Genomic DNA, 14,042 nt, shown 5'->3' on the forward strand with positions numbered 1-14,042 from the left:
GCATCATAGGGAGAGAAAACTGTTACCTATGTATCCGGTTCAAAGTGTTACCCATCTATCCGCTGGACAGCCGCGCCGCCGGCGCCCATTCTGTGCGTCGAAAATTGGCGAAGGCCGGGACAACAGCGTCTTTCTCCCCGTCACTATACGGGGAGAAATGCCCGGCAGGGCAATGAGGGGCAGCACCGGACTCTCAGAAAAAGGGCTACGTCTAGACGGCCAGCCGCCACGCCTCTGCGTAGTCGCCCCAGACCGGTTCCGCTTGTGGTTCCGTTTGTTCGCCCTTGCTTGCTGTGTCAATGCCATCCGACGCCAACAGCGCGGCGCCGATGCTGGTCCCGGTCGAGGTCTCCGACGCGACGACGGATCGGCCCGTCGCCGCCGCCAGCATTTTGATGAAAAGCGGGTTGCGCGCGAATGGTCCCTCGACGGTTGTCGGCCCATCGCCGCCGATCAATTCCAGGCAGGTCGCGCTCATCAGCGCGAGATAGAACGAGATGGCGGCGAAGCGTTGCCCGGGGCTCAAGCCCCCGGCATTGACCCACTGCGCGGCGCGATGCGGAAAGGGTCCGGAACCCTGCTGCGTCGAAGGCAGAAGCTGAACCTGGCGCGCCAGCACGGCGGCGACATCGTCATCGCTCCACTCCTGCGGCTGGCCCTCGGTCAGCAGCGAAAACTCGCGTCCCCCCATGAACCGCGCAGACGGCACCGGATCGCCCAGCGCGTTGACATTGACCAGCGTGTCGCGCGCCGCATCGAGCTCGACCTTCCGGCCGCCCACGGCCATCGACACCACCCATGTGCCGGTCGAGACGACGGAGAAGGGCGGCGCGTCGGACAGCAGGTGCGGCAGCAGCGAGGCGTTGGAATCGTGCAGTCCGCAGAAAACCGGGGTCTGTGGGGCGAGCCCCGTCCGTTGCGCAATCGTTGGCAGGATCGGGCCAAGCCGGTCCTTGGCCTGCCGCACCGGCGCCATCAACCGGCGCCAGCCCATCCTGTCGACCAGCGAGGAATAGTCGGATGTCCAGGGATTCCACAGATCGGTGTGGCAGCCGAGCGACGTCACCTCATTGGCGGCGACGCCGGTCAACCGCAGCGCCCAGTATTGCGGATACATCAGCATTGCGGCGGCTCGTGCGAATTCCGGCGGGAAGCGCTTCTGCTGCCAGAAGAACTGCGCGCCGAGATTGAGGCCGATCGGCAGCCGCGGCGTGCCGGTCTCGGCGAAGGGCGGACGAACAGCATCGTAGTCGGCCGCAAGCTGGTCGGGGCCGTCGAACTCGTAGTCGAGAACCGGCAGCGCCAGTTCGCCGGCGGCGCCGACCAGCGCGCCGGTCGCGCCATGCGTGGTGATCGAGATCGCATCGATGCGCCGTTCGCGGTTGAGATCGGCTAGGCTGTTCAGGATGAACGTCCACAGCGCCTCGACATCGTGATGCGGGTAGGGCGCCTGCCGCACCGGCGCGTTGGCGATACGGCGCAGCGCGATCTCGCTCAATGTCGCGAGATCGACCAGCGCCACCTTGGCGTTGGTCTTGCCGATATCGATGACGGCGACGATCATGCCATATGGAACATTGTTTCGAGCGGCACCGCCACCGGCTCGTTATCGGGCTTGGTCTCCATGAGGTCGGCCATACGCGCCCACCAGCGCTGCATCACCGGGTGCTTCGGCAGGTCGGCCATGCCATGGTCATCGCGGCGCCACAGCACCCCGAACAGGATATTAGTCTCCTCGTCGAGATGGATCGAATAATCGGAGACGGCGGCCTCTCTCAGAAGTGCAACCAGCTCAGGCCAGATCTCATCATGGCGGCGCTTGTACTCGGCCTTCATGCCGGGATTGAGCTTCATCTTGAAGGCGTATTTCTCCATCAGGCGAAGCGTCCTTCACGCAGCCGCCGCCAGACGATCGGCAATGCAATGACGATGATCAGCAACAAGCCGATGAAGATCGACATGACGATGCCCGGCACGTTGAGCAAACCAAGCCCAAACGTCACCAGCCCCATGATGAAGGCGGCCAGCACGACGCCAAGGATGCTGCCGGCGCCGCCGAGGATCGACACACCCCCAAGCACCACCATGGTGATCGCTTCGAGCTCATAACCCTGCGCGATCGACGGTCGCGTCGATCCGAGCCGCGAGGTGATCAGCACCGAAGCGATGCCCGACATCAGCCCGGTCAGGCAGAACAGGATGAATTTTATACGGTCGACCCGCACGCCGGAAAACTGGCAGGCGACCGGATTGTTGCCAATGGCGAAGACGCGGCGGCCGAAGCTCGTGCGGTGCAGCACGAACCAGTAGATCAGCGCCGCGACGAGGAACAGCGCCAGCTCGAACGAGAAGACCCACCAGGCATAGCCCTGGCCGAAGAACGCAAAACTTTCCGGATAGCCTTTGTAGGCCTGGTCGCCGAGGATGATGAAGGCGATGCCGCGAAACAGGCTCATCGTGCCGATGGTGACGACGATGGACGGCAGGCCGAGCCGCGTGACGAGCAGCCCGTTGAAGGCGCCGCAGGCGAGGCCGACGGCAATGCCGATCGCCACCAGCACCGGCGTGCCGGCGCCGGCCTGCACCGCCATGCCCATCATGGTCGAGGCCAAAGCCACGATCGCGGCGACCGACAGATCGATCTCGCCGGAGATCATCAGCAGCGCCATCGCAAGCGCGATCAGCCCCTTTTCCGTAAAGTTGAAGGTCAGGTCCGACAGCGACCACGGGTCGAGGAAATAGGGCGAAGCAAAACTGTTCACCGCGAAAATGGCGACCGCGATGACGACCAGCAGCGCCTCCCAGGAGAAGATCGCCGAGGAAAGCGGCTTGTCGAGCCGGTCGGGGATGTGGCGCGGGGCAGGGGTGTCGGTCATGCCGCTTCCGCCTTTCTCAGGATGATGCGGCCCTGCCGGCGCTCGCCGCGCGCGTTGAGCACCACGGCCAGGATGATGGCGCTGCCCGAGATCGCCATCTGCCAGAAGGGCGAGATGTTGATGACCGGCAGCGCGTTGGAGATGATGCCGAGGAACAGCGCGCCCAGCACTGCGCCGCCGACCGAGCCGATGCCGCCGGCGATCGAGATGCCGCCGATGACGCAGGCGGCGATGATGTTGAGCTCATAGCCGTTGGCGACCTCGACCGAAGCGATCACATAGCGCGAGATCCAGAGGTAGCCAGCAAGCCCGCCGATCATGCCGGAAATGCAAAAGACGATGAATTTGGTGCGGCCGACATCGATGCCGGCATAGACCGAGGCGGTGGGGTTGACGCCGATGGCGTAGATCGAGCGGCCGATCGCGGTCCGCGTCATCACCAGGAAGAACAGCGCGATCACGATGATGGCGATCCAGGACAGCACTGGAAGGCCGAGGAAGGCGGCGCGCTGGAAATTGATGAAGTCGGGGCTCATCTGGTCGGCATTGACCCAGGCGCCGCCGGAGACGACGAAGGTGGCGCCACGATAGATGGTGAGGGTGCCGAGCGTCACCACGATCGAGGGAACGTTCAGCCGCCACACCAGGAAACCGTTGATCGCGCCAAGCACCAGCCCGACGGCGAGCGCGATGACGATCAGCACCGGGATCGGGATCGCCGGATGCGCGGCGTTGAGCATCGCCACTACCATGCCGGTGAAACAGAGATTGGACGCCATCGAGAGGTCGATCGAGCGCGTCAGGATCACCACCATCTGTCCCAGCGCCAGGATCATCAGGATCGATGTGTCGTTGAACACCTGGCGCAGATTGGCCGGATCGGCGAAGCCGGGGAAGCGCGTCGAGATCAGTCCGATCAGCACGACGATGCCGGCGAGCAGCCAGATTTCTCGGTATTTGAGGAAGCTCTTCATGCCGCGATTCCCGCTGCGGTTCGAACCAGCGTCTCGGCGTCGAGGCCCTTGTTGTCATAGGTCGCGGCGATGCGGCCCTCTCGCATGACGACGACACGGTCCGACATGCCGAGGATTTCCGGCAGCTCCGACGACACCATGATCACCGAAAGCCCCTGCGCGACCAGCTCGGCCATGAAGCCATGCACGGCGGCCTTGGAGCCGATGTCGATGCCTTTGGTCGGCTCGTCGAGGATGATGACCTTGGGCGCTGTGGCCAGCCATTTGGCGATGACCACCTTCTGCTGGTTGCCGCCGGAAAGCGTGCCGACATCCTGGCTGAGCGATGAGGCGCGCAGGTCCAGCCGCTCGGTGTAGGAACGGGCGAGCGAGAACTCTTCCGCCAGCCTCAGCACGCCGGATTTCGAGGTGCGCGCCAGCGAGGGCAGGGATACGTTCTGGAATATCGGCAGGCCGATGACAACGCCCTGCTTGCCGCGCTCTTCCGGCACATAGACGATGCCGGCCCCGATCGAATCCGCGGCCGATTTCGGCGCGATCGATGTACCGTCCAACGAGATAGTGCCTCGGCTGGTGCGGGTGATGCCGGCGATCGCCTGCATGACCTCGCTGCGCCCGGCGCCGACGAGCCCGTAGAAGCCGAGGATCTCGCCCTTGCGCAGCTCGAAGCCGATGTTGTCGAACTCGGTCGGATGCGACAGGCCCGAAACCGACAGCACCGGCGCGCCGATCTTCGGCTCGCGCTGCGGGAAGATATGGTCGACGTTGCGGCCGACCATCATGCGCACGATCTCGTTCTGGCCGGTGTCCTTGAGCAGCCCTTCGCCGACCATCTCGCCGTCGCGGAAGACGGTGTAGCGGTCGGCGATGCGGTAGATCTCGTCGAACTTGTGGCTGATGAAGAGCACCGCCTTGCCGTCGCTCTTCAGGAATTCGATCAAAAGGAAAAGCTCCTCGATCTCCTTCATCGAAAGCGCCGCGGTCGGCTCGTCCATGATGACGATGCGCGCATCGATCGACATCGCGCGCGCCACCGCAACCAGGTGCTTGTTGGCGATGCCGAGGTCCTTCAGGCGCGCGTCGGCGTCGATATGGCCGGCGCGCATCGTCTCCAGCACCTCGCGGGCATTGCTGCGCATCGTGGGCCAGTCGATGGTGCCGAAGCGGGTGCGCGGCGCGTGGCCGAGGAAGATGTTTTCGGCCACCGAAAGGTCGTCGAACAGCACGGTTTCCTGGTGGATGGCGGTGATGCCGTGGCCGAATGCTGCGTGCGCGCTGGGCAGCGTGGTGGCCTGGCCGTCGATGCCGATCTCGCCGGAATCGGGCTGGTAAATGCCGGTCATGATCTTGACCAGCGTCGACTTGCCGGCGCCGTTCTCGCCGATCAGCGCCGTCACCTGCCCCGGGTAGAGCGACAGGCTGACATTGTGCAGGGCGCGGACGCCCGGGAAGCTTTTCGAGATGCCCGCGAGCGTCAAGCGGGGGGCCGAGGTTGCGAGCCGCTCGTCTGCTTTGCCGTGATGGGCCGTCGTATCCATAGTCGTATCAAGCCCAGTGAATCGCTTGCGTGTCGCCTCCCCCTCACCCGACCCCCGCTTCGCTCGGCCGACCTCTCCCCGAGGGGAGAGGAGGTTTGCGAGCTTGGCTCCAGGCTCTTCTCCCCGCCGGGGAGAAGGTGGCCGCGAAGCGGCCGGATGAGGGGGCAGCGCCGTCGGTCCAGGATCAGTAGATCTTGGAGAACTTCTCGATGTTGGTCTTGTCGAATTGGAAGGGCGGAGCCATCGCGGCCGAGTTGGTGTCGTCGAGCGTCACCTTGCCGACGCGGCCGATCGACAGCGTGGCGCCGGGCTTGGCCTCTTCCTTCTTCACCGCCAGGTCGTGCGCGAGGTAGATCGCCGAGTAGCCGAGGTCGATCGGGTTCCACAGCGCGACCGCTTGCGATGCGCCGTTGTCGATGAATTTCTTGAACTCGGACGGCAGTGCCAGCCCGGTGACATTGACCTTGCCGATCAGGTTCTCGTCGGTGACGACCTGCGCGGCGGCGACGACGCCGACGGTGGTCGGCGCGATGATCGCCTTGAGGTTCGGATAGGACTTCAAGAGGCCCTTGGCTTCGTCGGTGCTCTTGGCCGAGTCGTCGTCGCCGTAGACGGTGGCGACCAGCTTGATCTTCGGGAACTTCTCGGGCAGCACCTTCTTGGCCGCCTCGATCCAGGCATTCTGGTTGGTCGCCGTCGAGGAGGCCGAGAGGATCGCGACGTCGCCGCCTTCCGGCAAATAGTCGGCGGCGAGCTTGATGATGGTCTCTCCGATCAGGCCGGTGTCGGACGGGTTGAGGTGGAGCTGGCGGCCTTCCTTGGCGACGCCCGAGTCCCAGGAGATGACGGTGATGCCGCGATCCATCGCCTTCTTCAGCACCGGCACCAGCGCGTCGGCGTCATTGGCCGAAACGGCGATGGCATTGACCTTCTGCGCGATCAGCGAGTTGATCACCTCGATCTGCGCTTCGGCGGTGGCTTTGGTCGGGCCGGTGTAGATGACGTCGACATCGCCCAATTCCTTGGCCGCTTCCTCGGCGCCCTTGTTGGCGGCGTCGAAGAAGCCGTTGCCGAGCGACTTCACCACCAGCGCGATCTTGACGTTCTCGGCATAGGCGGCATTCACGAACATGGCGGCGGAAAAGGCCGCCGTGACCAGCAGTTTCTTCAAAAAGCTCATCGAATATCCTCCCTTGAGCGTTGCATTCCATCGCCGCTGCGGGCGTGAGTTTCCCTCAGGCCTGCAGTGAAGATTCTTCCCTGTCGCTTGGCTGTCTGCGGGCGACGATCAGCGCCACGCCCGCCGTTTCCAGCATCTTGGCCTCCCGGTCCTCGATGCCGTCGTCGGTGATCACGGTTGCGATGCGCGATAGCCCGCACAGGATCAGGCTGGAGCGCATGCGGAATTTGGTGGAATCAACCAGCACCACCAATTCGTCGGCTTGGTCGATCAGCTTCTGCTCGGCCTGGATCAGCAGCGGATCGCCCTCCATCAGCCCGAGCGGCCCCAGGCCCTGCGCGCCCATGAACATGCGCCGCGCATAGAAATTGCGCGTCACGTCATTGTCGAAGGGCGACAGGATGATGTTCTGCTCGCGGTAGATCGTGCCGCCCGACAGCATCACCGTGTTTTTGGAATGCTTGAGCAGGTGCTCGGCGATCGGGAACGAGTTGGTGAAGATCGGCATGCGGCGTCCGGTCAGTAAATGCACCATCTGGAAGGTGGTGGTGCCGCCATTGATGATGATCGGCTCGCCGTCGGCGCACAGATTCACCGCTTCCCGCGCGATCGCCCGCTTCTGCGCGGCGTTCAGCGTTTCGTTGACGGAGAAGGGCCGGCCGGCAAGGCCGATGAATTGCGGCGGCGAGATCGCCTCGGCGCCGCCGCGCACCCGGCGCAGGCGCTTTTGCACATGCAGCGCCGCGATGTCGCGCCGGATCGTCGCCTCGGAGGAGTCCGTCAGCTCGACCATCTCCTGCACCGTCACCACAGGCTTTTCCTGGACGGCGGACAGAATGATCCTGTGGCGCTCTTTTTCGTGCATGGTTCCTCCCTGCCCAAACATCAGGCCTCAGAAAACGCGCAGTGTCAATCATTTCCGATCATATATTTTCATTGTGCAGTGCAATATGATCGATATTGATCGTTTGTGATTGACAAGCGGGGCGCTTGCGTAGACATTCCCGAGCAAGAAATGAGGAGCGCGACATGCGCTCCAAGGGAGGATACCTATGCTCGACAAGCGCTCCGGCTCGCGCCTCGCCAATCTGTGGGACGATGCAAAAGCCGAAGGGATGAGCGGTCCCGAGCTCCTGGTCTATCGCTCGAACACGCTGGGATCCGACAAGCGCGTCACCAATTATGGCGGCGGCAACACCTCGTCCAAGGTCTGGCAGAAGGACCCGCTGACCGGCGAGGATGTCGAGGTCCTGTGGGTGAAGGGCTCCGGCGGCGACAGCGCCTCGATCAAGCTGGACGGTTTCGCCACCCTCTACATGGACAAGCTGCGCGCCATCAAGGGGCTCTATCGCGGCGTCGAGCACCAGGATGAGATGGTGGGCTATCTGCCCCACTGCACCTTCAACCTCAATCCGCGCGCGGCCTCGATTGACACGCCGCTGCACGCCTATGTGCCGAAGGCTTGCGTCGACCACATGCATCCCGACGCCATCATCGCGGTCGCGGCGGCCAACGATTCCAAGGCGATCACCAAGGAGATCTTCGGCGACGCCATCGGCTGGCTGCCCTGGAAGCGGCCGGGCTTCGAGCTTGGCCTGTGGCTGGAGAAATTCTGCCTCGAAAATCCTGAGGCCAAGGGCGTTGTGCTTGAAAGCCACGGCCTGTTCACCTGGGGCTGCACGCCCAAGGAATGCTACGAGACCACGATCTCGGTGATCAACCAGGCAATCGAGTGGTTCGAGCGCCGGTCGGAACGCGTGGCTATTTTTGGTGGCGAGGCGGTGCAATCGCTCGACGCGCCGGCGCGCCGTGCCATTGCCGCCAAGCTGATGCCGAGGATCCGCGGCCTGATTTCCGAAAAGAGCCATAAGCTCGGCCATTTCGACGATCAGCCGGCCGTGCTCGAATTCGTCAATTCCAGGGATTTGCGGCCGCTGGCGGCGCTTGGCACCTCCTGCCCGGACCATTTCCTGCGCACCAAGATCCGGCCGCTGGTCATCGAGTTCGATCCGGCGAAGCCAGATATCGACGCCGTCATCGCACGGCTTGCCGACGACATTGCCGAATACCGCGTCGGCTACCAGGCCTATTACGACGCCTGCAAGCATGCGGACTCGCCCGCCATCCGCGACCCCAATGCGGTGGTCTATCTGATGCCCGGTGTCGGCATGTTCACCTTCGCCGGCGACAAGGCGACGGCGCGCATCTCCGGCGAGTTCTATGTCAACGCCATCAACGTCATGCGCAGCGCCTCGACAGTCTCGTCCTATGTCGGCCTGCCGGCGCAGGAGGCTTTCGACATCGAATATTGGCAACTCGAGGAAGCCAAGCTCCAGCGCCTGCCGAAGCCGAAGGCGCTGGCCGGCCAGATCGCGCTGGTCACCGGCGGCGCCGGGGGCATCGGCCGCGCCACCGCCAACCGGCTGCTGCGCGAAGGCGCCTGCGTCGTGCTTGCCGATATAGACGAGGCCGCTTTGGCCAGTGCCAATGACGAGCTCTCGAAAACCTTCGGAAGGGACTTCGTCCGTCCGGTGCGGATCGACGTCACCTCCGAGGAGCAAGTGCTTTCCGGCTTCGCCGAAACGGCGGTCGAATTCGGCGGCATCGACATCCTGGTTTCCAATGCCGGCCTGGCCTCCTCGGCGCCGATCGAGGAGACGACACTGGCCTTGTGGAACAAGAATATGGACATCCTGTCCACCGGCTATTTCCTGGTTTCGCGCGAGGCTTTCCGTCTGTTCCGCGCCCAGAAGATCGGCGGCAACGTCGTCTTCGTCGCCTCCAAGAACGGGCTCGCCGCCTCGCCGAATGCGTCGGCCTATTGCACCGCCAAGGCCGCGGAGATCCATCTTGCCCGCTGCCTCGCGCTGGAGGGGGCCGAAGCGCAGATCAGGGTCAACGTCGTCAATCCGGACGCCGTGCTGCGCGGCTCGAAAATCTGGACCGGCGAGTGGAAGGAACAGCGCGCCGCGGCTTACAAGATGTCGACCGACGACCTCGAGGAGCATTACCGCTCGCGTTCGATGCTGAAGCGCTCGGTGTTCCCGGAAGACATTGCCGAGGCGATCTATTTCTTAGCCTCCGACATGTCGGCCAAATCGACCGGCAACATCGTCAATGTCGACGCCGGCAACGCGCAAAGCTTTACGCGCTAGGCGCCCTTTCCTTCTCCCCGTCTCTATACGGGCAGTTGAGGAGTGGCCGCGTAGCGGTCGAAAAGCCAATTGCTTGGCTTTTCGAAGGACGAAAGCCCGAAGGGCGGATGAGGGGCGGCGCCAGCCGAACGCATTCTTGGGAGGAATTGCATGTCCGAAACAATTATCCGCGCCGACATAGTCGCCAGCCACAACACCGCGCGCCAACCCGACCTCGAGCGCGACTACGCCTCGCTCGGCGAACGCCTCGACCGCCGCGGCATCGCCAACGACGCCATCCGCGACAAGGTCGAGAAATTCGGCGTGGCGATCCCGTCCTGGGGCGTCGGCACCGGCGGCACGCGTTTCGCGCGTTTCCCCGGTCCCGGCGAGCCGCGCGACATCTTCGACAAGATCGAGGACTGCGCCGTCATTGCCCAGCTGACGCAGGCAACGCCGACCGTCTCGCTGCACATCCCCTGGGACAAGGCTGATCCGAACCGGCTGAAGCAGGCGGCCTCGCGCTTCGGCCTCGGCTTCGACGCCATGAACTCCAACACTTTCTCCGACGCCAAGGATCAGAAGCTATCCTACAAGTTCGGCTCGCTCTCGCATGCCGATGCCGGCACGCGCCGGCAGGCGGTCGAGCACAATCTCGAATGCATCGAGATCGGCAAGACGCTGGGCTCCAAGGCGCTGACGGTGTGGATCGGCGACGGCTCGAACTTCCCCGGCCAGGTCAATTTCGCAAAGACCTTCGAGCGCTATCTGGACGCGATGCGGGAGATCTATGCCGGCCTACCGGACGACTGGCGGCTGTTCACCGAGCACAAAATGTATGAGCCGGCCTTCTATTCGACGGTCGTGCAGGACTGGGGCACCAACTACATTATCGCGCAAGAGCTCGGCGCCAAGGCCTTCTGCCTTGTCGACCTCGGCCACCACGCGCCCAACGTCAACATCGAGATGATCGTGTCGCGGTTGATCCAGTTCGGCAAGCTGGGCGGTTTCCACTTCAACGATTCCAAATATGGCGACGACGACCTCGATGCCGGCTCGATCGATCCCTACCGGCTGTTCCTCGTCTTCAACGAACTGGTCGATGCGGAGCTCTCCGGCGCCAAGGGTTTCAATCCCGCCCATATGCTCGACCAGAGCCACAACGTCACCGATCCGATCGAGAGCCTTATGCTGTCGGCGGTCGAGGTGCAGCGCGCCTACGCGCAGGCGCTGCTGGTCGACCGCAAGGCGCTCGAAGGTTTCCAGGAGGAGAACGACGCGCTGATGGCGACGCAGACGCTTAAAAGCGCCTACCGCACCGATGTGGAGCCGATCCTCGCCATGGCGCGCCTGCGGACCGGCGGCGCCATCGATCCGGTCGCGGCCTATCGCGAAGCGGGTTATCGCGCGAAGGTCGCGGCGGAGCGGCCGGCTGTCGCCAGCGGCGGCGGCGGCATCGTCTGATAGGCTGCGCCACTCCCCCTCATTCGGCCGCTTCGCGGCCACCTTCTCCCCGAGGGGAGAAGAGATCGGCGCAAGCTCCTCTCCCCTTGGGGAGAGGTCGGATTGCCCGAATTGCCCTTGCAATTCGACTTGGCAATCCGGGTGAGGGGGTCTCTCGCGCTACTTCAATTGTTATTGGACTAATTCGCTCCGACGGTTTTTCCTAGGCATTTCGACGCCAGGAGCACCGCCATGCCCTTGACCCGCCGGTCGCTGATCGCCGTCAGCCTTTCGCTTGCCTCTGCCTTCATTCCGGCCGTTGCCGCCTTCGCCGGTCGCCCGTTCCGGCCAAGGGTGAGCACGGCATGGTGGTCACGGAGCAGCATCTGGCGACCGAAGTCGGCGTCGACGTGCTGAAGAAGGGCGGCAACGCCGTCGATGCCGCTGTCGCGGTCGGCTACGCGCTGGCCGTCGTCTTTCCCGAAGCCGGCAATATCGGCGGCGAAGGGTTCATGACCATCCGGCTGAAGGACGGCCGCACCACCTTCATCGATTTCCGCGAGCGCGCGCCGCTCGCCGCCGCGAGAACCATGTATCTCGACAAGGACGGCAAGCCGATCAAGGGCGCCAGCCTCGATGGCTATCTTGCCGTCGGCGTGCCGGGCTCGGTGGCCGGCTTCGAGATGGCGCGCGAGAAATATGGCACGCTCTCAAGGCAGGATCTGATGGCGCTGGCGATTGCCTACGCCAGGGCTGGTTTTGTCCTCAACCAGGGCGACGCGGCTTGGTTCGCCGACAGCGCCGACCGGCTGGCGAAGGACCCGGCGGCGGCCGCGATCTTCCTGAAAAAGACGGCAAGCCTTATGGCATCGGCGAGAAGCTCGTTCAGCCGGACCTCGCCGCCTCGCTGTCGGCGATCTCGCAAAAGGGGGCGGACGCCTTCTAAAAGGGCGCCATCGCCGACGCCATCGTCAAGGCGAGCGGCGCCAGGGGCGGCATCCTCGCCAAGGGCGATTTCGAGCAATATGCGGTGCGCGAATTGAAGCCGGTGACCTGTTCCTACCGCCGCTACGAGATCATCTCCTCGCCACCGCCAAGCTCGGGCGGCGTCATCATCTGCGAGATTCTGAACATCCTGGAGGGCTATCCGCTCTCCTATCTCGGCTCGGCTTCCGCCGAGACGGTCCATGTCATGGTCGAGGCGATGCGCCATGCCTATGTCGATCGCAATTCGGCGCTGGGTGACCCGGATTTCGTCGAAAATCCGGTCTCGAAACTGCTTGACAAGGGCTACGCCATGGACATCCGGGACAAGATCGATCCCTTCCGCGCCGGCGTCTCGAAGGACTTGATGCCGAAGGGTCTTGGCGAGTCGAAGGAGACGACCCACTATTCGATCATCGACAAGGACGGCAACGCGGCCGCGGTCACCTACACGCTGAACGGCTCCTTCGGCGCCGGCGTCGTCGCCGAAGGCACCGGCATCCTGCTCAACAACGAGATGGACGACTTCACCCAGAAGCCCGGAGTGCCCAACCTCTACGGGCTGGTCCAGGGCGAGGTCAACGCCATTCAGCCGAAGAAGACGCCTTTATCCTCGATGAGCCCGACGATCGTAACGAAGGATGGCAAGCCGTTCATGGTCATCGGCAGCCCGGGCGGCTCGCGCATCATTACCATCACCCTGGAGGTGATCGTCAACGTCATCGACCACGGTATGGACATCCAGGAAGCCATCGACGCGCCGCGCATTCACCATCAATGGCTGCCGGACACGGTCTATGTCGAACCTTTTGGGCTTTCGCCGGACACGGAGCGGCTGCTTGCCGGCATGGGCTATCATCTCGACCTCAGCGACGAGACCTGGGTCCGGGCCGCCGGCATCCTTGTCGGCGGCAAGAGCCTGGCGGAGATCGAGAAGGGCGGCGGCGCCCGCTACAACGGCGCCATGGACAGTCGCGCGGCTGCCGGCGAGGCGCTGGGAGATTAATTGATCAGGTCACCAACGTGATGGTCGAGGCGATCAGCATGACGGCGGCAATGGCCACAAACAGCGCGTAGATGCGCGGGCGGTCGAGCAGCAGCGCATTGCCGGAAATCCAGGCCGCCGTGGCGCCGCCGAGCGCGAACAGGAAGCCGTTGCGGTGGCCGAAGGACATGGAGGCGGCCATCAGGCCGCCGATGATCAGCGCGCCGAAGACGATGATGACGGCGACCGCGTATTTCTCGAAATCATTGCCGCCGCCCATCACCGGCCCCATCGCGTTGAGATTGGGCAGGTCGTCCGGATCGAAAGGGTTGGCCGAGCCGTATTCGTCTTGACCGAGGGATTCGCGCATCATTCGTTCTCCGCTGGGCGGCAACAAACCATCAACGCCTGCCAAGCGCAACCCGGCAACGCCATCGCGCCGATGCGTTCACTGGCCGGCTGGTGCCAACGTGCCACGGTTTGCCGGACAAGCTCAACGGCCGGAGATTGGATCGGGTTCCACGAGCTTGATCTATCTGGAAAAATCGCTGCGCACGATGCCGTGCCGCTGCAACTTGTCATAGAAGGTCTTGCGCGGAATACCGAGCGCCTCGATGGTGCGGCGGACGTCGCCTTCATTGCGACCAAGTGTCTCGCGGATGATGTCGGCCTCGTAGCGATCGAGCCGTTCGGGCAACGGCATCGCGGCGTCGCTCTCCATTGCCGCAGGGGAAGGCGTTTCGGCGACATCCTCAAGCCCGAGCACCAAGCGTTCGGCGAAATGGGCGAGTTCGCGTACATTGCCCGGCCAGTCGTGCTCCCTGAGATGGCGCTGGACCGCCGCCGAGGTCGCCGGCACGGCTCGCCGGAACCGTGCGGCGGCCCGCTCGGCGAAATAGCCGAACAGCAGCGGCACGTCGTCCCGCCG

11 protein-coding genes and 1 pseudogene are annotated in these 14,042 nt (G+C 63.9%); 3 read left to right on the top strand and 9 right to left on the bottom strand.

Annotated features, from left to right (window positions below):
- Positions 1-211: 211 nt before the first annotated feature.
- The 7 genes from EOA24_RS10715 to EOA24_RS10745 form a co-directional block, all read right to left on the bottom strand.
- Positions 212-1,564, bottom strand: a complete 1,353-nt coding sequence (locus EOA24_RS10715; protein ID WP_126079324.1) for an FGGY-family carbohydrate kinase — start codon at positions 1,562-1,564, stop codon at positions 212-214.
- Positions 1,561-1,875 carry an L-rhamnose mutarotase gene (gene rhaM / locus EOA24_RS10720; protein ID WP_189343260.1) on the bottom strand — a complete coding sequence of 105 codons (315 nt, stop codon included), beginning with the start codon at positions 1,873-1,875 and terminating at the stop codon, positions 1,561-1,563. The genes EOA24_RS10715 and rhaM overlap by 4 nt, the downstream gene beginning before the upstream one ends.
- Entirely contained in the window at positions 1,875-2,876 is a 1,002-nt protein-coding gene (locus EOA24_RS10725) for an ABC transporter permease (RefSeq protein ID WP_127409786.1), read from the bottom strand. Before EOA24_RS10725 ends, rhaM begins: the two co-directional genes overlap by 1 nt.
- Positions 2,873-3,850 carry an ABC transporter permease gene (locus tag EOA24_RS10730; protein ID WP_126079321.1) on the bottom strand — a complete coding sequence of 326 codons (978 nt, stop codon included), beginning with the start codon at positions 3,848-3,850 and terminating at the stop codon, positions 2,873-2,875. Before EOA24_RS10730 ends, EOA24_RS10725 begins: the two co-directional genes overlap by 4 nt.
- A complete protein-coding gene (locus EOA24_RS10735; RefSeq protein WP_126079320.1) occupies positions 3,847-5,388 on the bottom strand; it encodes a sugar ABC transporter ATP-binding protein in 1,542 nt (513 codons plus the stop codon). The genes EOA24_RS10730 and EOA24_RS10735 overlap by 4 nt, the downstream gene beginning before the upstream one ends.
- A gap of 184 nt (positions 5,389-5,572) precedes the next feature.
- Positions 5,573-6,568 carry a rhamnose ABC transporter substrate-binding protein gene (rhaS, locus tag EOA24_RS10740; RefSeq protein ID WP_042637283.1) on the bottom strand — a complete coding sequence of 332 codons (996 nt, stop codon included), beginning with the start codon at positions 6,566-6,568 and terminating at the stop codon, positions 5,573-5,575.
- Between the two features lie 55 nt (positions 6,569-6,623).
- On the bottom strand, positions 6,624-7,433 hold the full coding sequence (locus tag EOA24_RS10745) for a DeoR/GlpR family DNA-binding transcription regulator (protein ID WP_126079319.1): 810 nt from the start codon (positions 7,431-7,433) through the stop codon (positions 6,624-6,626).
- Between the two features lie 187 nt (positions 7,434-7,620).
- Between EOA24_RS10745 and EOA24_RS10750 the strand changes: the two genes are divergently transcribed.
- The 3 genes and pseudogenes from EOA24_RS10750 to ggt all read left to right on the top strand — a co-directional run bounded on the left by EOA24_RS10750 (position 7,621) and on the right by ggt (position 13,135).
- A complete protein-coding gene (locus tag EOA24_RS10750; protein WP_127409787.1) occupies positions 7,621-9,723 on the top strand; it encodes a bifunctional rhamnulose-1-phosphate aldolase/short-chain dehydrogenase in 2,103 nt (700 codons plus the stop codon).
- A gap of 150 nt (positions 9,724-9,873) precedes the next feature.
- Positions 9,874-11,166 carry an L-rhamnose catabolism isomerase gene (gene rhaI, locus EOA24_RS10755; RefSeq protein ID WP_127409788.1) on the top strand — a complete coding sequence of 431 codons (1,293 nt, stop codon included), beginning with the start codon at positions 9,874-9,876 and terminating at the stop codon, positions 11,164-11,166.
- A gap of 231 nt (positions 11,167-11,397) precedes the next feature.
- A pseudogene (gene ggt / locus EOA24_RS10760) lies at positions 11,398-13,135 on the top strand (gamma-glutamyltransferase).
- Positions 13,136-13,139: 4 nt separating this feature from the next.
- Here the strand turns inward: ggt and EOA24_RS10765 are convergent.
- Both EOA24_RS10765 and EOA24_RS10770 read right to left on the bottom strand, forming a co-directional pair.
- On the bottom strand, positions 13,140-13,487 hold the full coding sequence (locus EOA24_RS10765; protein WP_042637278.1) for a hypothetical protein: 348 nt from the start codon (positions 13,485-13,487) through the stop codon (positions 13,140-13,142).
- A gap of 159 nt (positions 13,488-13,646) precedes the next feature.
- On the bottom strand, positions 13,647-14,042 hold a 396-nt coding region (locus tag EOA24_RS10770; protein ID WP_281059880.1), incomplete at its 5' end, for a helix-turn-helix domain-containing protein.

Source organism: Mesorhizobium sp. M2A.F.Ca.ET.039.01.1.1, from assembly GCF_003998035.1.
In the GTDB taxonomy this organism is placed as follows: domain Bacteria; phylum Pseudomonadota; class Alphaproteobacteria; order Rhizobiales; family Rhizobiaceae; genus Mesorhizobium.